Here is a 26,213-nt window from a genome sequence, read left to right on the forward strand (position 1 = left end):
ATATATGGCTCCAAATTAACTGAAAACAGTTGCTTACTGACTTTCAATGGGGTAATATTACAGTAGTATTAAATATATATTCTGTTTGTATCATACAAGATGTTAGACTGCTTCTGCAGACTCTGCAGAGGACATGAATAAAAAGGAGGCTATTATATGAGACGAAGGCATGTTATGAATGCGTAGCATCAGCTATTGCATTTTTAGAGAATAAATATGTTATAGCTGCTGCTAATCCTAAGATTAATATTATTAGGAGGGCGCAATGGGCTATAGGAAAGCAGAACAGATTCTGCCGAATGAAATTATTGAATTGATTCAGAATTACGTGGATGGAGAATGTATCTATATTCCCAGAAAAGAAAATAACCGACGGGACTGGGGAGAGAATACCAGTATCAGAGAAGAATTGAATGAACGAAATCATAACATCTATCTTGACTATAAAAACGGAATGAAAGGGACAGAAATTGCCGACAAGTATTTTTTGTCCATTAAGAGTATACAACGTATCATAGGTAAAATGAAATAAGAAACAGGTGCAGCTACAGATTTTTTGTTGCTGCACTTGTTTTTTTATAAAAAACTATGAGGTGGCATAAACCTTCCACAAATGATATGCTGTGAACAAAAAAGGAGGGGTGTTGTATGCTATCACCGCATCATAAAACATGGCTTATTCGTTTACCAAAGGCTATGTAAGTTTAATAATCAATTTAATAAAAATTAAATAATATTTTATCTTAAATAGCCTTTGCAAATCAGCTTAGAAGGAGATGCAAATGAGCTATTATATGATACTGCCGAAGGAAGCTTACCATATTCTTAGAAACTGTCCCAAATGCGGCTGCGGGTCGCGTTTTATCAGTACCAATAATTTCAGAGTAAATGCCAATGGAAACCGGATAGACGTCTGGTTAATCTATCAATGTGAAAAATGCAGGCATACTTATAACCTTACCATTTATGAGAGGATGAAGCCATCATTTTTAGCAGGAGAAGAATACAAAGCTTTTTTAGAGAATGATAAGGAATATGCGTTAAAGTATGGAATGAATAAAGGGATTTTTGAGGCTAACAGAGCACATATCGATATTTCTAATATAACCTATCGTTTAAAAAAGCTTAAGGAAGAAGCGGAGGGAGTAGTAGTAATTCAAAATCCCTATGGTCTTAAGCTCAGAACGGACAGAGTGGTGGCAGAGCTATTAGAAATCAGCAGGAGTGCTGCCAAAGAGCTGTTAAAGAAGGAAGAGACCAATAGTCAAAGCTATTTGGGTGAAGAAACCATTCTGCACATCACGGTTAGAGCAGATAGCAGATAATCGGTAATGCCGGCAGCAGGTATAACAAATAAAACCCCGAAAGAGGAAAGTTCATAAAGGAGCTTTCTCTTTTGGGGTTGTTTTGATATAGCAGTACTTCGATAAAAAGGTGGCGCTTCGCTTAACTATAACAAACCTGTTTACAGTTTACACGGGTTTAATCATAATAAATGGGCCTGCTTCCATTTATGGTATTGTCAAGGGAATGATTAATAAAGGCAATTGCATCCTCCCAGTTTCCCTGCTCTAACTGTGTCCATAAAGAAAAGGTGTTACGGTAGAGAGCCTCTATTCCGTAAAGGGTACAAAACCGTTCCCATAAAGTTAATACTGGTACTTTAAAAGACTGAAAGATCAACGGCAGCAAAGTATTACCGGATACCAGTGCAAGGTCGTGATGAAAACCAAAGGCTGCCAGGGCTGCCGTTTCATGAGAAGTGGCATTATGTATTTCATTAAGCCTGTTTTGAAGCAACACAGCATCTTTCTCGGTAAAATGTGTTCTGCAAAGCTGAACGGCAAGTACTCCAAGCGCAGCACGAACCTCTAAGATGGAGCGAATCTCCTCATCACGAAAGCGCCCTCCATTGTAGTTCATAATGGAAATCAGTGTATCCAGAGTACCATTCTGACGGTAATCAGCGACAAAGGTTCCTACCCTGGGCCTGATAATCAGAAATCCCTTCTTCTCAAGTTCTGTAATTCCACCATTCACTACTGCCCGGCTTACCTGCATGGCTTCTGCAAGCTGACGCTCTGGTGGCAGCTTTTCTCCTATCTTTAATTTACCCGATAAAATCATATGCTCTAACTGTGTAATAAAGAGTTCCTTTAAGGAGGGAGAACATAATTTTGTGAATTCCATAACAAATAACCTCCTGTGCTATTGGTATGACCAGATACCAGAGCGCTTTTTAAAGTAATTATATTGTATAAAATGATAAAAATCAATAGAAATAATATATAAATATATTGAATAAATACAATAAAAGTTGACTTATTTACAAGATAATGTTAAAGTTATAACAAAGTATAGACGCTGAGATGCTCTGGTATGACCACAGGGAATGGCGGAGGGAGGAATCATATGGAGAATTTCAGAATTCTCGAAATCAAAGAAAGTGTTTTTGCAGATAATGACAGGCAGGCAGTGAAGCTAAGAAAAGAATTAAAGGAAAAAGGTAAGTTCTTATTAAACCTTATGTCCTCACCGGGTTCTGGTAAGACTACGACTCTGACAAGAACCATAGAGGCACTAAAGGATGAAATGAAGATTGGAATAATGGAAGCTGATATTGACTCAGATGTGGATGCCAGAAGAATATCGGAGACAGGAACCAAAGTTATTCAGCTGCATACCGGTGGCATGTGTCATTTGGATGCTTCTATGACAAGGCAGGGACTGGAAGGTTTAGGAATAGAGGAGATAGATCTTGCTATTCTGGAAAATGTGGGAAATCTGGTTTGCCCTGCGGAATTTGATACAGGTGCTTCTAAGAATGCTATGATATTAAGCGTTCCGGAAGGAGATGATAAACCTCTCAAATATCCGCTGATGTTTTCCATATGTCAGGTACTGCTGATTAATAAAATAGACATGCTGGAGCATTTTAATTTCGATCTGGAAGCCTGTAAGGAACGTGTAAGAAAGATAAATCCTGAGATTACAATTATCCCTATTTCTGCCAGAACAGGAGAGGGTATTACGGAATGGACAGAATGGCTGCGAAAAGAAGTAAATCAGTGGAATAGCGGTAAATCAGTGGAATAGCGGTAAATCAGTGGAATAACGGTAAGTCAGTGGAATAGCAGTAAGTAAGTGAAATGGTTATTAGCATAGGCAGCAGGAGAAAAAATAAGCTTCTGCATACATAGCCCTGAAACGATATAGAAGGATAAAGATAAAGAGCTAAGCGAAGAAAAACAAAGTATATTAGCTAAACGAAGAAAAACACAAAAGAAATGACCAGGGGAAATAAACGGGAAAGGAGAGGGTTATACGAATCATAAGGGGATAATAAGGGGATGAGATTATCAAATATGATTCACAAAAGAAAGGGTATACATAAAATGGTCAGAACGATGGTAAATGAGAAGGTATTAGACCTGGCAAATCATATCAGCCGTAAAAAAAGAGGCTCCAAAAACGAAATCAAAGCAACAGACCCGGAATATCTGATATTGGAACCAGTTGTAACAGAGGAGATGGCAGAAGCTGCCCTTTGTATGGAAATAAGAAAAAAAGTAACTGCAAAGGAACTATCTGTATTATGCAATAAAACCGAGGAAAAAACAAAGGAACTGCTCCTGGAACTTGCCGATGCAGGTGTCTGTTTCGTAAATGAAATAAAGGGAGAGGACTATTTCTGGTATGATACCTGGGTTCCCGGCATTATGGAAATGATGGTAAATAATAAGAAGAATGTCGCTAAATATCCTCAGATAGCAGAAGCCTTTGAAGCCTATGGAAGGGTAAGAGGACCGAGAACAGCCGGAAGTTTCCCGGTAGGTGTGGGCCTTATGAGAGTAATCCCTATTCAGACAGCAATTGATGGAGAGACCAGAAGAGCCTCTTATGAGGAGGTTACTGGGTATCTTAATGAGAATAAGATATTTTCCGTATCTGATTGCTCCTGCCGTACAGCAAGAGAGGTTATGGGAGAAGGCTGCGGACATCTAAAAGAAGATATGTGTATTCAGATGGGTCATGCGGCAGAGTATTATATCCGAACCGGAAGAGGCAGAGAGATTACCAGAGAGGAAGCTTTTGAAATCATAAAAAGAGCAGAGGAAAATGGTCTGATGCATCAGATTCCCAATCTGGACGGCTCCGGTAAGACCCATGCTATCTGTAATTGCTGCGGCTGTTCCTGCCTGGCTTTGCGTACTGCCAGTATGTTTATCAATGCGGATATGGTGCGTTCCAATTATATCTCCAAGGTAGATAAGGATAAATGCGTAGCCTGCGGTGAATGTGTAAAGCATTGCCCGGTAAATGCCCTGCAATTAGGGCAGAAGCTTTGTTCCAAGACTCCAGTAGTTGACACCCTCATAAGAAAAGATACACCAAGGGATACCCTTTGGGGAGAAGACAAATGGAACAAGGATTACAGAACCAACCGTAAGAATGTAGTGGATACAGGAACCAGTCCCTGTAAGACCGCTTGTCCTGCTCATATAGCCGTACAGGGGTATATTAAACTGGCAGCCCAGGGAAAATACACGGAAGCCCTGGAACTTATCAAAGAAGAGAATCCTTTCCCGGCAGTATGCGGACGAATCTGTCCCAGAAAGTGTGAGTCTGCCTGTACCAGAGGTGATATGGATGAACCGGTAGCTATCGATGAAATCAAGAAATTCGTGGCAGAAAAGGATCTGAACAAAGACTATCGTTTTATTCCTAAGAAGAAGCATGATTACGGCAGAAAGATAGCGGTAATCGGGGGCGGACCCTCCGGCCTTTCCTGCGCTTATTTTCTGGCAGTGGACGGATATCAGGTTACCGTTTTCGAGAAAGAGCAGGTTCTTGGTGGTATGCTGACCCTTGGAATCCCCTCCTACCGACTGGAGAAAGAGGTAATCAACGGCGAAATCGAGGTTTTAAAAGAACTCAAGGTGGAATTTAGGACCGGCGTGGAAGTTGGCAAGGATATCTCTCTGGCAGAACTGCGTAAACAGGGATATGAAGCTTTCTATCTTGCAATCGGAGCTCAGGCTGGAAGAAAACTGTCCATAGAAGGTGAAGAGGCAGAGGGTGTTATCACAGGTGTTGACTTTCTGCATACTGTTAATCTTGGAAAACCCTCAGGGATTGAAGGGAAGACGGTGGTAATCGGAGGCGGAAATGTTGCAATTGATGTGGCAAGAACTGCCGCCCGCTCCGGTGCCAGTGAGGTTACCATGTATTGTCTGGAGAGCAGAAGGGAAATGCCTGCACTGGAGGAAGAAATTGAAGAAGCCTTGGAGGAAGACATCGCTATCATGAATTCCTGGGGACCGAAACGTATTGTGACAGAGAACGGAAAAGTTGTGGGAGTGGAATTCAAGAAATGCCTATCGGTTTTTGACGACAACAGAAATTTCCGTCCGGTATTCGAGGAAGAGAATACCCTGTTGGTAGAGGCAGACAGAGTAATGGTATCAGTAGGTCAGTCCATTCTATGGGGTGGTTTATTGGAAGACAGTCAGATAAAGTTAAATCCCAATAATACAGTGAAAGCAGATTCCTTCACCCTTCAGACGGATGAAGCAGATGTATTTGCAGGAGGAGACGCCCTGACAGGGCCACGCTTTGCCATCGATGCCATTGCACTTGGCAAAGAAGCTGCTATTTCCATTCACCGCTATGTTCAGCCCGGACAGAGCCTGGTAATCGGTCGTGACAGAAGGGATTATCATGAGCTGAACAAAGAAAGTCTTATACTGGAGGGTTATGATACAATACCCAGACAGAGGCCGGAGCATAAGACAGCTGTAAAAGTAGCTGAAAAAGCAGGCGGAAGTACTGTGGCTAATACTGTGGGGCTCTTTTCCGATAACAGAGGAGTTCTTACAGAAGAGCAGATCAGAAAAGAGACAGAGCGCTGCCTTGGCTGCGGAGCTACCGTCGTAGATGAATTTCTATGTGTAGGCTGCGGACAATGTACAACAAAATGCAAATTCGATGCCATTTCCCTGGAAAGAAAATATGACGGAGAAGGTGTGGCCTTTGAGAAGCTAAAGCCGGTAGTAATCAAGCAGGTACTAAAACGCAAGGGTAAGATAGCGGTAAAGAATATCAGAAGAAAGTTTAACAATGTATAGTCTTATGCAGGTAAAGGCAGGTGGTACTTGTGCATGAACTGGGAGTTGTAATCGAAGTAGTAAATACTGTAGAGAGATTTGCTCAGGCTAACGATGTAAGCCGTATAGATTCGCTGGTACTACAGATTGGTGAAATGTCCTCCATGGTGCCAAAATACATTGAAGCAGTATACCCGGCAGCTATAGAGGGAACCATTCTGGCGGATACGGAATTGATTATTGAGGTTTTGCCTGCCAACGGCCTGTGCAGAGAATGTAAGAAGGTGTACCACATCACCAAAACAAAAGGAGCCTGCCCTTTATGCGGCAGCAAGAACCCGGAAATTCTAAGCGGCAGAGAATTTATGATCAAAGAAATCCGATGTGTGTAAGGAATTACCATAAAGATGTAAAAATAAGTTGCCCTAAGAGGAAAATTGTGTTATTGTAAAATTGTTGTGGAAAATCTGTTACTTCGGTTCCCTGGAACCAAAACACAAAATACTTCTGAAAGCAGAGGTTGAAACAAGAATAATGATTATTAACCTACTTTTAAACAACGGTAAATTGCGCTAGTCTTATAATAGACTGACCCTGGATACAGGGTATTATTTGAGTGCGTTTTACCGGGGTTACTGATGCGGAATCTATCTGTCTGCGGTAATCTGTTTTAAGGTAGGTTTTTTTATGCCTGTAAATGAGGAATGCAGAAAGATAGAGCGATAAGTTGAAATAGCGAAATATTCAAAGGAGGGATTGCGGTCATGTGGATAATACGTTTACGTATAATGAAAGAGTCAGAATAGACCCGCCCCAATCACGGTGTCTGTCCTGACAGAGGAGCTTCGTCAGGAAAGGAAGAAAAAATATGGCACAAATTATTATAAATGATATGAGTTTTAGTTATAAGACCTTTTACGAACCGGTTTTTAACAGTGTGACAGTAAATCTGGATACAGACTGGAAGTTAGGGCTGATCGGAAGAAACGGAAGAGGAAAAACCACCCTCTTAAAGCTGCTCCATGGAGAGTTGAAGCCAGACAAAGGGAAAATTTTACTGGAATCAAAAACGGAGATTTTTCCCTATGAAAGGGAAGTAAGTTATACCCTGGCAATAGACGTGATAAAAGAATATATTGGGAACCTTAGGACACTGGAAGATAATCTTACGGACATGGAGGCCTTGCAGCAATATCTGGATCAGGACGGTTTTGAAATGGATAGCCGTATACGCAAGGAGATGTACCGGATGAAGCTGTCCGAGGAACTTTTAGACAGGGAATTTTCCTTGCTTTCTTATGGAGAACGGACAAAGCTTCTGCTGATAGCATTATTTCTTCGAAAAGACACTTTTCTATTGCTGGATGAGCCTACGAATCATCTGGATATGAAAGGTAAGCGAGAGGTGGCAGAGTATTTAAGGCAGAAAAAAGGCTTTCTGGTAGTTTCCCATGATAGAGAATTTCTGGACTCAGTAATAGACCATGTAATGGCTATTAACAAAGCGGATATCCTTGTGGAAAAGGGGAATTTTACGACTTGGAAACAGAACAAGGATCTTAAGGATGAATATGAGGCGCGTACCGGAGAACGGTTAGCCAGAGAAGTACGCCAACTGGAAAGACGTGCAAAAGAGAACCGCTTATGGGCTGGGGTAGCCAATACCCAAAAGTATGCCTTTGCCACCCATTCCAGAACCAATGGCGCCAAGTCCTATATGGGGCAGGCAAAGCGCTCTGAGGAGCAGATAAAGGAGAAGATAGAAGAAAAGAAATCTCTGTTACAGAACTTCGAGACCGTGGCGGATCTGAATTTTGAACAGCTGGAAACAGAAGCCGCCTGGCTGGTAAAAGGAAAAGATATCATGTTCTCTTATGATAACAGAGAGCTATTCTTTGGTTTATCTTTTATCATCAAGTCAGGAGAAAGAATCTGGGTCCAGGGAGAGAACGGTACCGGAAAATCCACTCTGCTTAAGATAATTTCCGGTGAAATAAAAACCAGAGGAATCCAGCGAACAGAGGATCTGCAGATTACGGAATCTCTCCAGGAACCTTTGTGGAAAGAAGGATATCTAAAGACTCATTTAGCGGAGGAAACAGGGGAAGATGAGATGCGAGTGGCGCTCTTTACAGATTTATGCCGGCTATTTGAACTTCCGGAATCTCTGTTTGAACGGCCCCTGGAGACCTTTAGCAGAGGAGAGTTAAAGAAAATTGAAGTTGCAAGGGCGCTGTCACTGGGAAATCACCTTATTCTCTTTGATGAACCTCTCAATTACATGGATATTTATTTTAGAGAACAGCTGGAGAAAGCTATTCTTGCAATTGAACCTACATTGGTATTCGTAGAACATGATGAGTGGTTCGGGGAAAAAGTATCCACCAAGGTGATTACTTTAGGCAGATAAATATATTAACAATATAACCTGAGGGTTGCTATAGGGGATACAGGGAAAGCTGATGCTGTCAGCTTCCTTGTATCCTTATTGTTTAGAATAAACTAAAATGCAGCGCTTATGACAAAAGCAGCCAGCGGTGGTTCTGTACGCTAAAGGACAGTTTCAGCTGTTGCTTTAAGTCACCGTTTTGTATATGACAGACAAAAACCAGATGATATAATCCGGCATATCGTTCTTCGTTTGAAAGAGAGATATCTTCAATTTTGTAAGTTACCAGGGAGTGTCTCTCATCCTCCAGGCGTACATAGGCTGGCGTAATCTTGCCAACAGGATCAAATACGGCAATGACATCAACAGGTATATTCATTCTACATTCACTTCCTCATAATTAACGGTTAATTTCTCTCTTGATACGCCCCCGGACATATGACAGACAGGATTATTTAAAAAGACTGCCCGCATGACAGCATCACTGCCGTATTTATCCCTGATTCCGTCTACCGCCTGTTCCAGCCTTTTGTGTTTCTCCAGCGTATACAGGTTATAGAAAGTCAGTTGATCGATACCGTCATCGGGTCTTGCATGACTGGTGTGGATGCCAAGCTTTCTTACCGGAAGTCCGTTCCATAACTCTGTAAAAAGCTTGTTGGCAGCAGTAAAAATCTCGCCGGTCTCATTGGAGGCGGAAAAGAGTGTCACCTGATGAGAAGCATAGGTAAAGTCATAGTAGGTAATAGATACAGCGACTACCTGAATCTTGACAGAGTCTTTGCGCAGCCTGGTGCCCACGGTCTCGCTAAGAGAAAGGAGAATCAGCCTGGCTGCTGAAGGATCAGTTATATCATAGGGGATGGTAGTAGAATTACCATAACCCTTATTGGCAGGAGGCGTATCGATTACCCGTGAAGGGTCCATACCATTGGCAAAAAGATAGAGAATCTCTCCATGCTTCTTAAGATGGGAACGCAGAATGGATATATCCGTGGCAGCGAGCTCCCCGATGGTCTTAATACCTAAGGAAAACAATTTGGCAGCGGTAGCTCTGCCTACAAAGAACAGCTCCGAAACGGGCAAAGGCCACATTTTAGCAGGAATTTCTGAGGGGAAGAGTGTGTGGACCAGATTAGGCTTCTTAAAATCACCCGCCATTTTGGCAAGAAGCTTATTGCTGGATACACCCACGTTAACCGTAAACCCAAGCTCCTTGTGGATGGTATCTTTTATCAGAGCTGCCACTGTGGCTGGAGATCCGTAAAGACCGGCGGTTCCGGTCATATCACAGTAGGCTTCATCAACCGAAAAGGCCTCTACGGAAGGAGCAAAGCTTCTGAGAATATCAAAAAAAGCAGCGGAACATTCTTCATAGAGGTTGTAATGAGGCGGGACCACTTTCAGATCAGGGCATTTCCTTAAAGCTTCCTGAAGAGTCTCGCCTGTCTTAACTCCATACTTTTTGGCAGGAATGGACTTGGCAAGAATGATGCCGCCACGATTCTTAACATCTCCTCCTACAGCAGAAGGAATCTCTCTTAAATCCAGTGTACCGCTTAAGTGCTTTAATCGGTGTACCGCTTCCCAGCTTAAAAAAGCGGAATTAACATCCACATGAAAAATTATCGAATCAAACATATGTTCGCCTCCTTGAAAAAGATTATAACAAACATTTGTTCTGGTGTAAAGAGGGGAATAATGTAAATTTTATTTTTGAAAAAAGGGGTTGTAGTATCGCTTTATTCTAGTATACTCATATTAACGGCGCCGTAAATAATAAAAAGGAGAATTTATTTATGGAACAATTCAATTTAAAAGCAATAGGGAAAATACAAGTAAATGACGATGGAATAAAATTATTAATAGCGAAGGAGTATATTCCTGCACTTACAAATATTAAGGATTTTAGTTATATTAATGTGCTCTGGTGGTTTGATCGATGTGATAATGTTGAAGCCAGATCGAAACTTACTGAAAAAAGTCCCTATAAAAATGCACCAGAGTTGTTGGGAACTTTTGCAACCCGCTCACCAGAGAGACCAAACCCAATTGGATTAACGTGCAGCTATATTACTTCTGTTGATTATGAAAACGGAATCATCCATTTAGCTTATATAGATGCTGAGGATGGTACTCCGATATTAGATATCAAACCGTATACACCCAGTCTGGACAGGGTAGAAAATCCATTAATGCCGGATTGGTGTTCCGGCTGGCCAAAAAATGTAGAAGATTCAGGAGATTTTGATTGGAATACAGTGTTTAACTTTTAATTTATAACCTATCCACAAAAAAGAGAATAGGTTGAACGGACCTCCAATAAGTTGGACTTTCCGCCTGGCTTATTGGGGTCATATCAAGGTTCTGAAATCTGTTCTTTGCCCTTATACCTGCTTTAAACATCTGAAATTCTGCAAAAAAAACAGCATACACATTTTTCGGGAGAAATATTGACCTTATAATTTGACTATACAGGAGGGTTTTGTTACACTTAAAATCAGTAACAGTCTGACTTATGGTTTAAGCACAGAAAGGCGGAAATATTCATGAATTTCAGACCGGTAAATTTCAGGGATCTTGGGGGCTTAGAAGGCAATGGCGGCAGGCGGATACGTCCCTGCAGGCTGCTCCGATCGGGAGAACTGGTAAGGTTATCAGAAGAAGATAAAGAAATACTTACAAAAGAATATCAACTGCGCACCATCGTAGATTTAAGAGGTGAAAAAGAATGCAAGGAGAGTCCCAATGACAAAATTACGGGTACAGTCTATCATAATATTGATGTTATAAAAGCAATACATGAGGCAGGCGCAGATATGGGAAGTTTTGAGACCATACCGGATATAGATACCGTAGACTTCTATATGCGTGGTCTTTATGAGCAGATGATACAAAACACTGAGGCTGTAAACTGCTACCGGAAACTGATAGACCTGCTGCTGTCACAGAAGGAAGGGGCTTTGCTGTTTCACTGTTTTGCGGGAAAAGACAGAACCGGATTGGCAGCCGCGATTATTTTAACCATCCTTGGTGTAAGAAAAGAAGATATATTTTTGGATTATCTAAAGACAAATGAGCAACGAAAAGCAGAAAACAGTATGCTGCTTCATAAATTAAGGAAGAAGGGCGTTTCAGAGGTAAGGTGTAAGATAGCAGAAACGGCACTGACGGTTAAAGCGGATTATCTGGAAGCGGCTTATCTTGCGGCTGAGAAACATTACGGTTCTTTTTCTGAGTTTATCAGTAAGGCATTAAAGGTGACAAAAGAGGAAGAACAGGAACTCATAAATAGGTATTTACGCTAAAATAGCTTTACAAAGAGGAGGGGCCGGCAGAAATTCTTCTGCCGGCCATTTATGAAAAAAAGTTTATGTCAACAAGGTTGGGGAGCCTTGATTTACCCGATTTAAAATTATATTTGTGTGTTTGTTTCTTTAATTTATGATATTATTATAACGTTCACATGTGTATAGAGTTTGAAGGAATATTGAAGATATTGTGAACAATTAAGAAAGATACTATAAACTTTGAGAATAAAAAATAAAAAAGAATCATATCAGTACTATTCTTGAGAAAGGCAATCTGTCCCGCCGTACCCAGGTGGCGGTATATTACCTTACCGGGAGAAAATAATTATAAATCAAACCCTTCCTTGACGAAGAGCTGCATAATTGATAGAATGAGCGAAAATAACAAAAATGGAGAAGGAATGGATGAATTATATAGTTAAACCTCTGGATAGCGGCAACGGTGAGATATTTACAGATTTTCTGGGAAATCTGGACTTTAGTCTTACCCCTCATTGGGCAACCTGTTTCTGCCGTTTTTATTACAGCGATTGCAGTATAGAAGAATGGGCAGCAAAAAGCGGTGAGGCAAACAAGGCAGAAGCCCTGGAGGATATACGGAGTGGAAATATGAAAGGGTATCTTGCCTTTGACGGGGATAAATGCATTGGTTGGTGCAGTGCCAATGATATCGCAAGATTTCCGAGGCTGTCAGAGGATGTCGGCCATTTGATTGAGGGAAAACGGACAGGTTGTACCATATGTTATGTGATACACCCTGAGTACCGGAGACAGGGTGTGGCAAGATTACTGCTACAATATGCCGTGGAAGATTTTAAGCAGAAAGGTTTTGACCATTTACTTGCATTTCCCGTAGTTGCGGATACACCGGCGGAGACCCATTATAGGGGGAGTGTAAATATGTATCTGGAAAACGGTTTCAAGGAAATTGGTGACCAGGACAATGTGAAGGCTATGCTTTTGGAACTGAAGTAAAATATGGGTGGCAAAAGGTTAGTGGGTTGCAAGGGGACGGCAAATTGTACAAACCAGAAAAACGTATGCTTCGATTGCAAGGTATAAGAAGTCCTAATTCTCTGGATATTTTATGCTGGGCATAATATAAAACCGATAACTCGCTACGCTCAGACAATCGGTTTTATATTATAGCACAAAATATCCAGAGAAAAGGACTTCTAAACCTTTCCATAGGCGCATTCGTTCTTTCTGGTTTGTACAATTTTCCTGACACTCATTTGTAATATGTTTTTTTGATTTTGGGATTATTTATTAAGTACTGATTGTGTACGAAAATATTAATAAAAAAGTATTTCAAATTTACGTTGACAGATGGAAGTGTATATGATAAATTGTAAACTAATAAATATACAAGTTGATAAATATATATAGTAAATGCAGTGACAAGGAGGAGTACATACGAATCCGATTTGCAGAGAGAAGGCGGCAGGTGAAAGCCTTCATTCAGGAAGTATGGAAGTAGCCTTTGAGCAGTGAACCCAACGGGAACGACTGGTAAACCTATGGAAACAGGCAGTTCTTTAGTAGACTTCAACGGAATTTTCCGCCGTTACACGGAAAGCGGTATCGATATCTTTAAGCCCTATGAAAAGAGTCCGTATCGTAATGAGTGCAGAGAACTTTCTCTGAATTTAGGTGGTAACACGGATAATTATTCGCCCTAAGCTAAAACTTTAGCTTAGGGCTTTTTTGCGTCTGACTTGGATGAGATAACAGGAAATATGATAGCATCCCATTTGCGGTATATTAAGTGCCGTACAGTTTAGAAGGAGGAGAACCATGGAAATGAAAGGAACATCACTTTTTATCAAAGCACTGAAGGAAGAAGGTGTTGATACGCTCTTTGCCTATCCGGGAGGACAGGTAATCGATTTGTTTGATGCACTTTATGATTCAGAGGGAATCGAGGTAATTCTGCCAAGACATGAGCAGGGGTTAATACATGCAGCAGACGGTTATGCCCGGTCAACAGGTAAAGTGGGTGTATGCCTGGTTACCAGCGGACCAGGTGCCACCAATCTGGTTACCGGTATTGCAACTGCCAATTATGACAGTGTTCCTTTGGTTTGCTTTACCGGACAGGTACCCACCCATCTTATCGGCAACGATGCCTTTCAGGAGGTAGATATTGTAGGTATCTCCAGGAATATTTGTAAACATGCCATAACAGTAAGAGACAGAAAAGATCTTGGCAGGATTATCAAAGAAGCCTTCTTTATTGCAAGGTCCGGTAAACCGGGGCCGGTAGTGGTAGACCTCCCAAAGGATATCCAGCAGGCTATGGGGAGTGACGAATATCCAAAGGAGGTATCCATCAGAGGGTATAAGCCTAATACGGGGGTCCATGTAGGGCAGGTAAGGAGAGCACTGAGTATACTGAGTCAGGCGAAGAAACCTCTGTTCTTAGTAGGCGGCGGCGTTAATATTGCCGATGCGGGCAGAGAGTTTACCCGCCTGGCTGAACTTACCGGTATGCCTGTAATTACTACCATAATGGGAAAAGGTGCGATTCCTACAAATCATCCTCTGTACATCGGCAACATCGGAATTCATGGTAATTATGCCGCCAATCGTGCCATCAGTGAATGCGATGTGCTCTTTTCCATCGGTACCAGGTTCAATGACCGTATAACCGGAAAAATTACGGAGTTTGCCAAGCTGGCGTCAATCATTCATATTGATATTGATGCGGCTTCCATCTCCAGAAATATTCAGGTGGATATACCTATCGTAGCGGATGCCAAAACCGCTATCTTAAAGATATTGGAGGAAGCGGAAGCGCTTCCTGTTAAGGAGTGGACAGAAGAGGTTCAGAGCTGGAAGCAGGAGTATCCTCTGGAAATGAAGAAATACGAAGGCATGACGCCGGAAATAATTATTCATAAAATAAATGAAAAATTTAGAAATCTTATCGTAGTAACGGATGTAGGGCAGAATCAGATGTGGACCACGCAGTATCTTGAATTGGATCATAACAGAAAGCTTCTGACCTCCGGCGGACTTGGCACAATGGGTTACGGACTACCGGCTGCCATCGGAGCACAGCTTGGTAACCCGGGTACTCCCGTAGTATGTATTTCCGGTGATGGCGGAATGCAGATGAACATACAGGAGATGGCAACAGCAGTAGCTTTGGAGCTTCCCTTGATTCTCTGCGTCTTTAACAACTCGTATCTTGGAAATGTAAGGCAGTGGCAGGAAATGTTCTATGGAGGACGTTATGCCTACACCTGCCTCACTGCCAGAAGAAGCTGTGCTAAGGATTGTAAGAATCCTGAAAAATGCTGTCCGAAATATTCGCCTGATTTTGTAAAACTGGCGGAAAGCTATGATGCAGCAGGAATCCGGGTAGAAAAAACCGAGGATATTGACGGAGCACTGGAGGCTGCCCTTAAGAGGACAGATGCCCCTACGCTGATTGAATTCATCATAGAGCCAGAAGCCAATGTATACCCTATTGTACCTACCGGTAAACCTTTAAGCGAAATGGTAATGGATTAGAAAAAAACATTATCGGGGTTGTAGCGATTTCAGAAATTAAGGGCTGCAATTCTATAATCAATAAGCATTTTATTGTAGGATTTATGTAACGGATGGAAGATTGTATAAAATACCTCAAATTATGTTGAGATGTCTTTCAGAATTGAATATAAATAGTTTTCAGGAAAAGGCACGTTGTACAGAATAATAAGATAGAGGAAGGCAGGAGAAAGATGGGAAAAGCAGCAGAGAATATCATAAAAAAGAGATGGATTTCTCTTTATGTTGAAAATGAGATTGGAGTTCTGGCAAAGATCTCCGGACTTTTTTCTGGGAAATCCTACAATCTGGACAGTTTAACCGTTGGCGAGACGGAGGATGAGACAATCTCCAGAATGACCATCAGTGTTACCAGTGATGAGAGTACCTTTGAGCAGATTAAGAAACAGTTGAACCGATGTGTTGAGGTAATTAAGGTAGTGGATTTTACTGATATACCAATTCACATGAAGGAAATATTATTTATTAAGGTTAACAGTCTGAATGCAGGAGAGAAAGAGGAGGTATTCCGCATCGCTCAGATTTATGGAATATCCGTAATAGACTGTGACCGCAGTAATCTTCTTCTGGAGTGTGTTCATACGGAGAGCAAGAATAATGGGCTGATTAAGCTGTTTAAGAATTCCTTTCCCAACCGCATTGAGGTAATCAAAGGTGGAAGTGTGGCCATTGAAGCGATTAGTATGGCAGACAGGTAGTTGCAGTTACTGGAGGAAATAACGCAGGCACTTTTAGCAGTACAACAAATCAGAGAAGATATTGATGAGAGTCAACCGGTGGTTTAGAAATAATTCTTAAACTTAATCCTGAATAGATGGAAAAAGGCACCATTAACTATTATAGTATAAATACAGCGCTGTAGCATTACATTACAATCGTATCTTTCTTAAGACCAGAGGATGGATACATCCTATTGGAGAATAGATTGTAAAAATAAAATATAACTACTGTTAGTGAGTATTTAAATGTGTTAACGTACACAGATAGGAGCTATTATGATAGAGAATGAAAAAGTCGGAAGCAGGATCGCGGTATTAAGAAAAGCAAAGAATCTGACAGGTGAACGTTTTGCAGAGCTGCTTCACGTAACGCCTCAGGCAGTAAGTAAATGGGAGAACGGTAAAAGTCTTCCGGAAACTTATCTGTTACCTGGTATAGCAGGTGTTCTTGGAACCTCAATAGATTCCCTGTTATTACCCCAGGAACTGGTTGTTTTAGAAGCCGTGTTTACGGACGGAGAAACTCAGGTGGATGTTACAAGGATACTTAACAGCAATATCAATGGAAATGCTCTTTACATCAGTGCAAATGCAAAGACCATGGGTTTTATAAAGGAGAGTGAGCGGCTTAAGATACTGGCAGTAACTTACCGAACACCGGAAGGAATCTTTCATGATTATGTTACGGAAGATGGTTTTCTGTCCCTGAACCTTAAGGAAGGCAGGTACAAAAAGGAGGACAACAGGCAGATAATCGGTGCATTCTATGGCAATCGGGAGGATTATAGGGATTGCATGGTAAAGATAAAACACTATGATTATTTTGCCTGGAAGGAAATACCTGTAGGGCATGAGAGTTTCCCGAGTTCTACAAAGACTGAGAAACAGGAATATCTAACGCTGATCTACAGTAACGGGGAAGGGGTTCATGTCGTCTGTTGCAGAGAAGGTGAAGCGCTGTGTTATACCAAAGACGGGAAGGATTTATACAGAAAAGATACTTCCTGCGCAGAGCTGGCTGGTATTGCTCCTCTGGAATGGGAAAAGGGTATGGACTGTACCTGGGCAGGAGCGCTGACCAGAGCTTTTCAATATCTAGGAGAGACATGGACCTACGAACAGCTGATGGGACTTTCCGGTGCCTGCTACCGTATAGCCTTTACAGAAATCTGGGATTACAGCGCCGTGGATGCACTGGTGGCCTATGATTACTCCACCCCCCTCTTTAAAGCGGCAGGCTATGAACAAATCTGGGCTGAACGTCTTAGAAAAGAAGAAAGGACAGCAGAGAGACATAGAATTGTTGCAGACATTAATGAAGGAAAACCTGTTATTGCCATTAACCTAAGGATTGCGCCGGAATGGGGTGTTATAACCGGATACAGAGATAACGGTAAGACGCTCCTTTGCAGAACTTATTTTGACGGAGAGTTGCTAAAAGAAAAAGGGATGGATTATTTGGAAGCGGATTTCTGGCCTTTTCTGATTACACATATCGGAGAAAGAAGAGATAAACCTTCAGATTATGAAAGCTTGCTTGCTTCATTGGAGTTATTGACAAAGTCTTTCCGTGCATCTGAACAGAACGGTTATTACCAGGGACAGGAAGCATATGAGAGATGGATTGGGGGGGCTGTTAAAGGAAGAATTATGGGATACTCATAGCAAGTGCGAAGATATTGAAAGAAGAATCGGTGTCAATGATACCACCCTCTTAAATCTTATTGATGCCAGAAGAAGTGCAGGGGTTTATTTAAAGGAAGCGGCAGCTTTTGCTCCTGAGGAGTATCAAGAGTCAATTAATCTGTTAAGTACAAATTATGATGAAATGGCAGAAAGTCTTAAGAAGTTCAGAGAACAGTCAAAGAAGACAGCCACAGAAAAGGTGCATTATAATGAAATTGATACGGGAAGAAATTTCAGTAGAGACTTTCGCAAAAAGCAGGCAGAGCTGTTAAAGCAGGTACTGGATAGAGAGAGAGTAATAGTGGTTGCTGCAGAGAAAGTGCTTAAGGAATTAAGAGCTGAATAATAAGTGGTTACTTAGAAGCTGGTTTCTATTAAATGAATAGCAGTAAAGTCAGAATGTTGACAGACTTAAAAATATATGCTATCATAACAAAAATTTATAAATCAAAGGCAGTGAAGAGAAGAGTACACTATAATGGATGCCACAGAGAGCCTCAGTTTGCTGAGAAGAGGCGCAAAAGGTATGGTGGAAAAAAAGCCTCGGAGCCGCGTACCGAAAGAGACATTCTCCTGAGGCTACGATGGGAGCGCCCATTACAGCGCCAGAGTATCGACCGACGACAAATAAGCCGGGGGTCCGTACTTGAAGAGGTTCCTTTTGCGAAAAAGGAATGAAACAGGGTGGTAACACGAAGCATAAGCTCTCGTCCTTGAATAAAATCAGGGAGGAGGGCTTTTTTTATTATAAGAAATTATTTTCTTGGTGACATGGACATATATAAATAAGCAAAAATACAATAAACAATAAGCACACAGACAAGAAGTAACAGACAAGAAGTAACAGACAAGAAGTAACAGACAACAAGTAACAGACAACTGTAACGGACAAGAAGTAACAGACAAGAAGTACAGACAACAAGGAACAGACAACAAGTAACAGACAACTGTAACGGACAAGAAGTAACAGACAAGAAGTACAGACAACAAGGAACAGACAACAAGTAACAGATAACAAGTAACGGACAAGAAGTAACAGACAACAAGTAACAGATAACAAGTAACGGACAAGAAGTAACAGACATAAGTAACGGAAAATAAGTGAACGGAAAATAAACGAAGCAGTAATAAACGAACAATAAACGAATAAACAGTAAACGAACAAACAATTAATACAAAAGTACTAAATGAAAAAATAGCAAATGGAAAGACATAATATGCAAAACAATAAAGAAAATTTAATCTTAACAATTAAAAAGTGTAAAGAAGCATAGAAGGAGAACATATGTTAACAGAACAGGAAATTATAAGAAGAGAAAAGTTAAACCAGATAAGAGAGACGTTAAATCCCTACCCGGAGAGATTTCCACTTTCCCATTCCTTAAAGGAGGCAGGAAATCTAGCGGATGGTACCGAAGCAGTTAGTATAGCCGGCAGATTGCTGTCCATTAGACGTATGGGAAAGCTTACCTTTGGAGTATTAGGAGATATTGAAGGCAGAGTTCAGATTGCTCTAAAGAAGGATGTATTGGGAGAAGAGGTCTATCAATTTGTTAAGAAGCAGCTGGATCTTGGAGATTTTGTAGGAGTAACCGGCGAGATATTTACTACCCAGGCCGGTGAGAAGACCGTAAGGGCAGACCAGTTTACTTTTTTAGGGAAGGCGCTTAAGCCGCTGCCGGAAAAGTTTCATGGACTAAATGACAAGGACAGCTGTTACCGTAAGAGATATCTGGATCTTATCATGAACCAGAAAACCAGGGACAGATTCCTGTTAAAGAGCAGCTTTGTAAAGGCAGTCAGAAGGTTTCTGGAAGAGGAGGCTTATATTGAAATTGAGACGCCGGTACTTATCAACAAGCCTTCTGGCGCCCTTGCAAAGCCTTTTACTTCTCATCATAACGCCTTGGATATGGAGGTGTATCTTCGTATTGCTCCAGAAACTTACCTAAAGAGGGCAGTAGTTGGCGGGTTCAATAAAGTATTTGAATTTGCCAGATGTTTCCGAAACGAAGGAATAGACCCGACGCATCTGCAGGATTTTACCATGCTGGAATGCTATCTGGCATATGCCAACTATCAGGACAATATGAAGTTTACCCAAAGACTCCTGGCACAGGCTGTCTATGAAGTATTTGGCAGTAAAACAATTGATGTAAACGGGCAGACGATCAGCTTTGAAGGAGAGTGGCCGGTGGTGACTTTTAAGGAGCTCATAGAGAGGGACTGTGGTATTGATATCGATAAATTTCAGAGTGCGGAGGAATTGCTTAAGGAAATTATAAGGCAGAATATCAAACTGGAAACCTCAGGGGAGCTTCAAAACCTTGGAAGGGGAAATCTGATTGACCAGTTGTATAAAAAGGTGAGCAGACCCAGGCTTACAGGCCCGGTATTTCTCGTGGAACACCCCATTGACCTTTCTCCGCTGGCTAGAGCAAAGGATGATAATGCAGAGATTACCGATCGGTTTCAGCTTATTGTCAACGGCGCAGAGGTAATAAACGGCTATTCCGAGCTGGTCGATCCAATGGAGCAGTACAAGCGTTTACAGCAGCAGGCAGCTTCCCATGGGAAAGGGGATGAAGAGGCCATGGTCATGGACAAAGATTATATTACTGCCATGGAGTATGGTATGCCGCCTATTTCCGGCTGGGGTATGGGTGTTGACCGTATCCTTCAGGTATTAACAGGAGAAGAGAATCTGAAGGATCTGATACTGTTTCCGCTTATGAGACCGGTAGAGGATGAGGGAGAATTTACGGAATAGTTCCAAGCTTATATCATAAATAAATGGAAAAGAATTGACATTTCCAGTAAAATGATTATAATGACTAAAAAGTATTTATATAAGGAATTGTTATTGACAGATACATCTATGCGGGATTACAGATATCGCTGTAAATGGCAGAAAGAAGGACACTATGGCACAAGCAATCATGAAAATAACAAAAGTTGTGTATTTTATGAACTGGAGTTACTCTGCTAACGCCGGTTATATTATCGTGCCATCCCTTCGTATATCTTTTAATACAGATACCGGACCAGGTCATGAGGAACTTTCCATATTCTGAAACAGGACCAAAAGTATATTATCTAACCGGTGTTTGTAGAAGCAGACACCGGTTTTTTGTTTACTAAATACATTCACCCAGTAAATTTTGAAAGGAGAGTACATAATGGAAGCAGTCAATTATTTGGAACAGTACTACAGCGGCTATGATGAGGAAGGGAGGCTATTGCGTAAATTCGGGCAGGTGGAATATCTAACCACAATGACCTACATTCACAAATATCTTCCAGAGAAAGACCGGGCAGAATGCCGTATTCTGGAGATTGGAGCAGGTACCGGAAGGTATTCGATCGCCCTTGCCAGAGAAGGATACCAGATAGATTCTGTTGAGTTAATAGAACATAATCTGAATATTTTAAAGTCCAAAATAAAAAAGGAAGATAAAATAACTGCAATACAAGGCAATGTCTTGGATTTATCGGCATATCCGGATGAAACCTTTGATATGACATTAGTGCTTGGGCCGATGTACCACCTGTATAAGGAAGAAGAGAAGAAACAGGCGTTAAGAGAGGCTATCCGGGTTACGAAATCAGGCGGTTATATTTTGGCAGCATACTGCATGAATGACGCTACGGTGCTGCAGTATTGTTTTATACAGAACGAATTAAGAGAATGTCTGGAGAAGAACATGCTGACAGAAGATTTTCATTGTTTATCCACACCAAAGGATCTTTTTGAACTGGTAAGGACAGAGGATATAAAGGAGCTGACCAAAGGGCTGGGAGTTAAAAGGGTTAACTTAATAGCCACAGACGGTGCTACCAACTATATGAGAGAAGTAATTGAACAAATGGATGATGAATTATTTGATTACTATATCAGATATCATTTAACCATATGTGAGAGGCAGGATTTGATTGGTGCAACTAATCACAGCCTGGATATTCTGAGAAAGGAGTGAATTTATGCTAACACCGGTATTGGAAACAGAAAGACTTCTTCTTCGCCCTTTAAAAGAATCGGATGCAGAAGCAATCTTTAGGAACTGGGCAAGTGATCCCGAAGTTGCAAAGTATATGAGCTGGAGCACCCATTCTGGTATAGAGGTAACAAAGGAATGGCTTCAAAGTATTCAAGCAAACATAGCAGCAGAGGACAAATATGATTGGGGATTTGTAAGAAAATCTGACAATAAACTTATTGGTAGCGGAGGAATCTATTTTAAGGAAGAGAGAGGCATGTTCACGGTGGGTTATAACCTGATGAGAGACTGCTGGAACCAGGGATATACAACAGAAGCAGTGGCAAAGATATTGGAGTTCGCTGTTAAGGATTTAGAGCAGACAAGATTGTTCGCCTACCACGCCAAGGAGAATCCCAATTCCGGAAAAGTTATGGAAAAGTTAGGGTTTCGCTATACAAAGGATACGGCATATGACAGTATGGATGGAAAAAGACATTTTGAAGCCAAGGAATATCTGTATGAAAGAACATCAAAACAAGTCTTATTATAGTATAATATGTCGCAATATGGTTGAATAACAAAGAATTATTTGGTATAATATACCTAAATATGGCGGATGGAGCATATTGGTTCAGTCTAAAATTGTTATTCAATAAAATTGCAGGGATTTTCCCAAAGCGGATAGGAGCAATTATGACAGATGATGCGGCAAGAAGCAAAGACAGAAGAGGGAATTATCAGGAGCTGGACAATATTTCATTAACAGAGATTATTAGTGTGGATTTTTTGCAGAAGTTTCAGGATGCATTTTCAAAGGCTATGGGAGTAGCAGGATTGACCACGGATGATAATGGTGTACCGGTTACACAGCCATCTAATTTCACGGACTTTTGCATGAAGCTTTCCAGGCAGACCAAGGAAGGTGCAAGAAGATGCAGAGAAAGTGATGCTTTCGGCGGTAAGGAAAGTGCAAGGACCGGTAAACCGGCAGTATATTACTGTGGCAGCGGCCTTATGGATTTTGGAGCACCCATTATCATAAATGGTAAGCAGATTGGCTCAGTTCTGGGAGGGCAGGTCCTGCCGGAGGCACCGCAGAAAGAGAAATATATTAAGATAGCGGAGGAAATAGGAGTAGATCCTGATGAGTATTTGAAGGCACTTGATAATGTAAAGATTGTCTCAGAGGAACAGCTAAGAGCTGCAGCAGATTTGTTATTTATTGTTACCAGTGAGATCTCTCAAATGGGTTATCAGAGGCTTATACTAAAAGGCGTTGTGGAAAAGCTCTACGACAGTGTAACCCAGATGATGTCCACTGTGGAAGAATTAACGGCTACAGCCACTAATGTAACGGAATACCAGTCTCAGTTGAACAATGAGATAAAGAATGTAAGTACGGTATCTGAAAAGATAGAGAAACTCTCGGAGAACGTGAAAGGTCTTGCGAATCAGACTAAAATGCTTGGACTCAATGCCTCCATAGAAGCTGCCAGGGCAGGAGAAGCCGGACGTGGTTTTGCAGTGGTTGCAAAAGAGATCAACCGTATGTCTGACGATTCCAGAAAAGCAGTTGATGGCATACAGCAATTTACTTCGCAGATTAACAACTCCGTAGCTCAGACTAGTGATATGAGCAGCTCCACCCTGGAAATTACCAGGCAGCAGGAAGAGGCTATGAAGACAATCGTTGAGTTTGTAGATGAGATAGTCAGTATGGCAGAAACGTTGAATAACCTTTCAAATTATCAGCATTCTGCGTTTGATTTTTAGATGAGTTTTATCTGGTTCGAATGAAAGGTAGAAATTCTGATAAAGTTGATTAATGAATAAGAAGAAGTACATAAAAAGACTTTGTGCGAAGTGAACCGTCTCCACAAAGTTAGATTGTTCAGGTCTAACTTTGTGGGGACATTTAAGGGTTTTTCCTCTCGTACAGAGTTTTTTTATTTTAAGGTATGAATGAAAATTTGTAGTAGCCAGCTATATTAGTTAAGGGAGATACTACAGTAAAATGGATTGAGATTAAAGTTTTTTGTAAATAGCATGAACCAGTTCTGCCTTAGAGCCAAGCACCATCCAAAGCTATGACCTGTCCGTTTAAATAATCGTTTCCGTCAGATAGTTGCCACACGAGTTCAGCTACTTCCTCTGTTCGCCCCATGCGGCCTGCCGGAATTTCCTCTTCCAAGGATTCTTTATCAGTAACGGATAAAAAAGAATTCATGGAGGTGTCAATGGCGCCGCAAGCTATGGCGTTTACCTGAATATTACTGGGCGCAAGTTCTTTTGCCAGTGCTTTTGTAAAAGCATTCATACCGCCTTTAGACGCAGAGTAGGCTACTTCGCAGGAGGCACCGCTGATGCCCCAAACAGAGGAGATATTGATAATTTTACCTTGCTTGGCTCGTATCATATCTGGGACGGCCTGATTACAGCAGTTATAAACGGATGTAAGATTGGAGGAGAGTATGGAATTCCAAGTATCAATATCCGTATCGGTAAATAACCCTACGTGAGAAATGCCAGCATTATTAACCAGTACATGTACTGGGCCAAAGGTTTTCCTGATTAGACCAAAGAGTTCTGAAACGGCAGCATTACTGCCCATATCACCCAAATAAGCCAAACAGGGCGAGCCAAGGCTCTCTACCTCTGCTTTGGTCCGCATCAGTTCGTTCTTATGGGTTTTGCCGGTTATAGCTATACGGAACCCTTCTTTGGCATAGCGCAAAGCAATCGCTTTTCCAATCCCTCTGGAAGCACCGGTTATCAGTATGGTTTTGGATTTCATAGGACCTCCCGAATTAACTTTATTGGTATAGATTATAGCTGAAAAGGACAAGGATTGCAAATCAATTGAAGCTCTGAATAGGCAGAACTGCAATTTAGACGCTTTATTAACAGCTTGCTGGAAGAGTTTGATATGAGAGAAATGCTTAATGTGTGAGGAGAAATTACATGTGAGAAGAGCTTATTATATGACTAGAGTTTAAAATGAGAGAAATGCTTAATGTGTGAGGAGGGATTACATGCGAATAGAACCTAGTATATTACATGATTTTAAAATGAGAGAAATGCTTACTGTGTGAGGAAATTTTAATATGAGAAAAGAGTCAAAAAGAGAGAAGTATCTAAAATGTGAGAAGAGCCTACGCGGTAGAGCCTAAATCGTTACTAGAACCTACTAGGTGGAGAGGTTACCAAAAAATATATATAGTATTTTTGAAATAGCGACAGATAGTTGTCGTTATTCCTATGTTATCTTCTTTAAAAAGGAGGTAATAAAAATGGGTTATTATGAGAATAAAGGATTGGCTATGTGTGGTCTGGCCTGTGTGTTATGTAGCAGTGAGGAATGTCCGGGATGTAAAGCCAAGGGATGTGACAATAGGAGTACCTGTGCTATTTATGCTTGTGCAGCAGAGAAAGAGTTGGAGGGGTGTTACCAGTGCAGCGAGTATCCTTGTAAGGAAGGAATCTTTCAAAATGTACGGGTGAGAGCCTTTAATCAATATGCAGGACAATTCGGAGAAAGAGCACTGCTGGAACGCTTACGGGAGAATTACAGCAATGGAATTCTCTATCATGACCCCCAGGGAGGAAAAGGGGATTATGACTGCCTGGATTCCGAGGATGAGATTATGGAGCTTCTGCAGTTTGGCAGCTGTAACCCTTATGAAAAATGTCCGGTATATGAAACGGAGCAATTTAAGCTTAGGCTTGTTACCAAAGAAGATGCGGAGGAATTACGGATATGTTACAGAGATTCAATGGTCTCAAAATTAATGAACAGAGATGGTTGTCCGCCGGAAGAGTTTGATTTTGCAGACAGAATGGAGCAGGTGATAGAGGGATGGCTTAATCAGGACTACGCCAATAGATATTTTATACGTTTTGCTGTCCAAGATAAACCAACAGGAAAGGTCATTGGAAGCGTTGAAACTTATGACAGGAAATATCAGAAGAAAAACCGGAATATTGGTGTCCTAAGAATGGATATTCTATCGGATTTTGAGAAAGAAAACTATTTAAGAGAGCTGCTTGAAATATCCAGCCACATATTTTTTGATATTTATCATAGTGAAATGGTATTGCATAAAGTAAAACCGGAGGCATTTGAGCGTTTAGCAGCCTCTGGTAAAAGTGGATTTGCACCGGTAGAGATAGAGGGCAGAGAACATTACTGGATGAGAAAAAGAGAGATATGAAAAGTGCATTTTCCTCTTGCCTACAAGAGCGAGCTGTGATAAAATACATCCAATACGAAAAGGCTATGACAGGGAAAAGTAACTGCTGCTTTGATAACAGAGAGAAGATGGTCGGTGTGAATCTTCATGAAAAAGTGCAGGGAAGGCGCCCTTAAGCTGTGGATTGAACGGGGAGACCCAAGTAGAGGCCAACGGAACTTCCACCGTTACCAGGGAAAGCGGTATAAAGTGTATACTCGTACCGTAATAGAG

Annotated in this window: 23 protein-coding genes and 3 other annotated features (1 of these 26 cut by a window edge); of the genes, 19 read left to right on the top strand and 4 right to left on the bottom strand. The window is 41.3% G+C overall.

All coding sequences use genetic code 11. The features are described 5' to 3' along the window. Positions 1-265: 265 nt before the first annotated feature. Together R2R35_RS14835 and R2R35_RS14840 are read left to right on the top strand one after the other, a co-directional pair. Positions 266-532, top strand: coding sequence for a CD3324 family protein (locus tag R2R35_RS14835; protein WP_317730601.1), 267 nt, complete (start codon positions 266-268; stop codon positions 530-532). Positions 533-782: 250 nt separating this feature from the next. Next, a complete protein-coding gene (locus R2R35_RS14840; RefSeq protein WP_317730602.1) occupies positions 783-1,325 on the top strand; it encodes a DUF1062 domain-containing protein in 543 nt (180 codons plus the stop codon). Positions 1,326-1,482: 157 nt separating this feature from the next. Here the strand turns inward: R2R35_RS14840 and R2R35_RS14845 are convergent, their stop codons facing one another. Then, complete coding sequence (locus R2R35_RS14845) at positions 1,483-2,190, bottom strand: FadR/GntR family transcriptional regulator (RefSeq protein ID WP_317730603.1); 708 nt, start codon at positions 2,188-2,190, stop codon at positions 1,483-1,485. A 222-nt stretch (positions 2,191-2,412) separates the two neighbouring features. On the opposite strand from R2R35_RS14845, the gene hypB reads away from it, so the two are divergent. The 4 genes from hypB to abc-f all read left to right on the top strand — a co-directional run bounded on the left by hypB (position 2,413) and on the right by abc-f (position 8,517). Then, positions 2,413-3,096: a hydrogenase nickel incorporation protein HypB gene (hypB, locus tag R2R35_RS14850; protein WP_317730604.1), complete on the top strand. Its 684-nt coding sequence runs from the start codon at positions 2,413-2,415 to the stop codon at positions 3,094-3,096. A 254-nt stretch (positions 3,097-3,350) separates the two neighbouring features. Next, positions 3,351-6,128 carry an FAD-dependent oxidoreductase gene (locus R2R35_RS14855; protein ID WP_331670141.1) on the top strand — a complete coding sequence of 926 codons (2,778 nt, stop codon included), beginning with the start codon at positions 3,351-3,353 and terminating at the stop codon, positions 6,126-6,128. 29 nt (positions 6,129-6,157) lie between these two features. After that, positions 6,158-6,499, top strand: coding sequence for a hydrogenase maturation nickel metallochaperone HypA/HybF (locus tag R2R35_RS14860; RefSeq protein ID WP_317730605.1), 342 nt, complete (start codon positions 6,158-6,160; stop codon positions 6,497-6,499). Between the two features lie 476 nt (positions 6,500-6,975). Then, entirely contained in the window at positions 6,976-8,517 is a 1,542-nt protein-coding gene (gene abc-f, locus R2R35_RS14865; protein ID WP_317730606.1) for a ribosomal protection-like ABC-F family protein, read from the top strand. A gap of 106 nt (positions 8,518-8,623) precedes the next feature. On the opposite strand, the gene R2R35_RS14870 is transcribed toward abc-f, so the two are convergent. Then, positions 8,624-8,875: a hypothetical protein gene (locus R2R35_RS14870; RefSeq protein ID WP_317730607.1), complete on the bottom strand. Its 252-nt coding sequence runs from the start codon at positions 8,873-8,875 to the stop codon at positions 8,624-8,626. After that, complete coding sequence (locus tag R2R35_RS14875; RefSeq protein WP_317730608.1) at positions 8,872-10,137, bottom strand: DNA polymerase Y family protein; 1,266 nt, start codon at positions 10,135-10,137, stop codon at positions 8,872-8,874. The genes R2R35_RS14870 and R2R35_RS14875 overlap by 4 nt, the downstream gene beginning before the upstream one ends. Positions 10,138-10,295: 158 nt before the next feature. On the opposite strand from R2R35_RS14875, the gene R2R35_RS14880 reads away from it, so the two are divergent. From R2R35_RS14880 to R2R35_RS14935, 12 genes are all read left to right on the top strand, one after another. Then, positions 10,296-10,772, top strand: coding sequence for an SAM-dependent methyltransferase (locus tag R2R35_RS14880; protein ID WP_317730609.1), 477 nt, complete (start codon positions 10,296-10,298; stop codon positions 10,770-10,772). Positions 10,773-11,045: 273 nt separating this feature from the next. Beyond that, positions 11,046-11,804 carry a tyrosine-protein phosphatase gene (locus R2R35_RS14885; protein WP_317730610.1) on the top strand — a complete coding sequence of 253 codons (759 nt, stop codon included), beginning with the start codon at positions 11,046-11,048 and terminating at the stop codon, positions 11,802-11,804. 408 nt (positions 11,805-12,212) lie between these two features. Continuing rightward, positions 12,213-12,782, top strand: a complete 570-nt coding sequence (locus tag R2R35_RS14890; protein ID WP_317730611.1) for a GNAT family N-acetyltransferase — start codon at positions 12,213-12,215, stop codon at positions 12,780-12,782. 413 nt (positions 12,783-13,195) lie between these two features. Continuing rightward, positions 13,196-13,491: a binding site (T-box leader), on the top strand. A gap of 113 nt (positions 13,492-13,604) precedes the next feature. Next, positions 13,605-15,326, top strand: coding sequence for a biosynthetic-type acetolactate synthase large subunit (gene ilvB, locus R2R35_RS14895; protein WP_317730612.1), 1,722 nt, complete (start codon positions 13,605-13,607; stop codon positions 15,324-15,326). A 212-nt stretch (positions 15,327-15,538) separates the two neighbouring features. Further along, positions 15,539-16,063 (top strand): acetolactate synthase small subunit, encoded by a 525-nt coding sequence (gene ilvN, locus R2R35_RS14900; protein WP_331670143.1) that lies wholly within the window; start codon positions 15,539-15,541, stop codon positions 16,061-16,063. A 297-nt stretch (positions 16,064-16,360) separates the two neighbouring features. Continuing rightward, on the top strand, positions 16,361-17,749 hold the full coding sequence (locus R2R35_RS14905; RefSeq protein WP_317730613.1) for a helix-turn-helix domain-containing protein: 1,389 nt from the start codon (positions 16,361-16,363) through the stop codon (positions 17,747-17,749). Beyond that, a complete protein-coding gene (locus tag R2R35_RS14910) occupies positions 17,697-18,116 on the top strand; it encodes a hypothetical protein (protein WP_317730614.1) in 420 nt (139 codons plus the stop codon). Before R2R35_RS14905 ends, R2R35_RS14910 begins: the two co-directional genes overlap by 53 nt. Positions 18,117-18,217: 101 nt before the next feature. Continuing rightward, positions 18,218-18,488, top strand: a binding site (T-box leader). Positions 18,489-19,055: 567 nt separating this feature from the next. Continuing rightward, positions 19,056-20,540, top strand: coding sequence for a lysine--tRNA ligase (gene lysS, locus R2R35_RS14915; protein WP_317730615.1), 1,485 nt, complete (start codon positions 19,056-19,058; stop codon positions 20,538-20,540). 154 nt (positions 20,541-20,694) lie between these two features. Continuing rightward, positions 20,695-20,844, top strand: coding sequence for a hypothetical protein (locus R2R35_RS14920; protein ID WP_317730616.1), 150 nt, complete (start codon positions 20,695-20,697; stop codon positions 20,842-20,844). Positions 20,845-20,949: 105 nt separating this feature from the next. Next, the gene (locus R2R35_RS14925; protein WP_317730617.1) at positions 20,950-21,747 is read left to right on the top strand and encodes a class I SAM-dependent methyltransferase; all 798 of its coding nucleotides are present in this window, start codon (positions 20,950-20,952) and stop codon (positions 21,745-21,747) included. A 4-nt stretch (positions 21,748-21,751) separates the two neighbouring features. Continuing rightward, positions 21,752-22,300, top strand: coding sequence for a GNAT family N-acetyltransferase (locus tag R2R35_RS14930; protein WP_317730618.1), 549 nt, complete (start codon positions 21,752-21,754; stop codon positions 22,298-22,300). 143 nt (positions 22,301-22,443) lie between these two features. Next, positions 22,444-23,523 (top strand): PocR ligand-binding domain-containing protein, encoded by a 1,080-nt coding sequence (locus tag R2R35_RS14935; protein WP_317730619.1) that lies wholly within the window; start codon positions 22,444-22,446, stop codon positions 23,521-23,523. A gap of 289 nt (positions 23,524-23,812) precedes the next feature. On the opposite strand, the gene ymfI is transcribed toward R2R35_RS14935, so the two are convergent. Then, on the bottom strand, positions 23,813-24,544 hold the full coding sequence (gene ymfI, locus R2R35_RS14940) for an elongation factor P 5-aminopentanone reductase (RefSeq protein WP_317730620.1): 732 nt from the start codon (positions 24,542-24,544) through the stop codon (positions 23,813-23,815). Positions 24,545-25,040: 496 nt separating this feature from the next. Here ymfI and R2R35_RS14945 point away from each other — a divergent pair, with 496 nt between their 5' ends. Further along, complete coding sequence (locus tag R2R35_RS14945) at positions 25,041-25,961, top strand: DUF3795 domain-containing protein (RefSeq protein WP_317730621.1); 921 nt, start codon at positions 25,041-25,043, stop codon at positions 25,959-25,961. 56 nt (positions 25,962-26,017) lie between these two features. After that, positions 26,018-26,213 (top strand) — a binding site (T-box leader) (it continues 54 nt past the right edge of the window).

Source organism: Anaerocolumna sp. AGMB13020 (assembly GCF_033100115.1).
In the GTDB taxonomy this organism is placed as follows: Bacteria; Bacillota; Clostridia; order Lachnospirales; family Lachnospiraceae; genus Anaerocolumna.

Coding starts and splice junctions, on each gene's coding strand:
- R2R35_RS14925 (WP_317730617.1), top strand. CDS start 20,950: ATGGAAGCAGTCAATTATTTGGAACAGTACTACAGCGGCTATGATGAG.
- R2R35_RS14920 (WP_317730616.1), top strand. CDS start 20,695: ATGGCACAAGCAATCATGAAAATAACAAAAGTTGTGTATTTTATGAAC.
- ymfI (WP_317730620.1), bottom strand. CDS start 24,544: ATGAAATCCAAAACCATACTGATAACCGGTGCTTCCAGAGGGATTGGA.
- abc-f (WP_317730606.1), top strand. CDS start 6,976: ATGGCACAAATTATTATAAATGATATGAGTTTTAGTTATAAGACCTTT.
- R2R35_RS14855 (WP_331670141.1), top strand. CDS start 3,351: ATGAGATTATCAAATATGATTCACAAAAGAAAGGGTATACATAAAATG.
- ilvB (WP_317730612.1), top strand. CDS start 13,605: ATGGAAATGAAAGGAACATCACTTTTTATCAAAGCACTGAAGGAAGAA.
- R2R35_RS14935 (WP_317730619.1), top strand. CDS start 22,444: ATGACAGATGATGCGGCAAGAAGCAAAGACAGAAGAGGGAATTATCAG.
- R2R35_RS14910 (WP_317730614.1), top strand. CDS start 17,697: ATGAGAGATGGATTGGGGGGGCTGTTAAAGGAAGAATTATGGGATACT.
- R2R35_RS14930 (WP_317730618.1), top strand. CDS start 21,752: ATGCTAACACCGGTATTGGAAACAGAAAGACTTCTTCTTCGCCCTTTA.
- R2R35_RS14945 (WP_317730621.1), top strand. CDS start 25,041: ATGGGTTATTATGAGAATAAAGGATTGGCTATGTGTGGTCTGGCCTGT.
- R2R35_RS14885 (WP_317730610.1), top strand. CDS start 11,046: ATGAATTTCAGACCGGTAAATTTCAGGGATCTTGGGGGCTTAGAAGGC.
- R2R35_RS14890 (WP_317730611.1), top strand. CDS start 12,213: ATGAATTATATAGTTAAACCTCTGGATAGCGGCAACGGTGAGATATTT.
- hypB (WP_317730604.1), top strand. CDS start 2,413: ATGGAGAATTTCAGAATTCTCGAAATCAAAGAAAGTGTTTTTGCAGAT.
- R2R35_RS14875 (WP_317730608.1), bottom strand. CDS start 10,137: ATGTTTGATTCGATAATTTTTCATGTGGATGTTAATTCCGCTTTTTTA.
- R2R35_RS14870 (WP_317730607.1), bottom strand. CDS start 8,875: ATGAATATACCTGTTGATGTCATTGCCGTATTTGATCCTGTTGGCAAG.
- R2R35_RS14835 (WP_317730601.1), top strand. CDS start 266: ATGGGCTATAGGAAAGCAGAACAGATTCTGCCGAATGAAATTATTGAA.
- R2R35_RS14905 (WP_317730613.1), top strand. CDS start 16,361: ATGATAGAGAATGAAAAAGTCGGAAGCAGGATCGCGGTATTAAGAAAA.
- R2R35_RS14845 (WP_317730603.1), bottom strand. CDS start 2,190: ATGGAATTCACAAAATTATGTTCTCCCTCCTTAAAGGAACTCTTTATT.
- ilvN (WP_331670143.1), top strand. CDS start 15,539: ATGGGAAAAGCAGCAGAGAATATCATAAAAAAGAGATGGATTTCTCTT.
- R2R35_RS14840 (WP_317730602.1), top strand. CDS start 783: ATGAGCTATTATATGATACTGCCGAAGGAAGCTTACCATATTCTTAGA.
- lysS (WP_317730615.1), top strand. CDS start 19,056: ATGTTAACAGAACAGGAAATTATAAGAAGAGAAAAGTTAAACCAGATA.
- R2R35_RS14880 (WP_317730609.1), top strand. CDS start 10,296: ATGGAACAATTCAATTTAAAAGCAATAGGGAAAATACAAGTAAATGAC.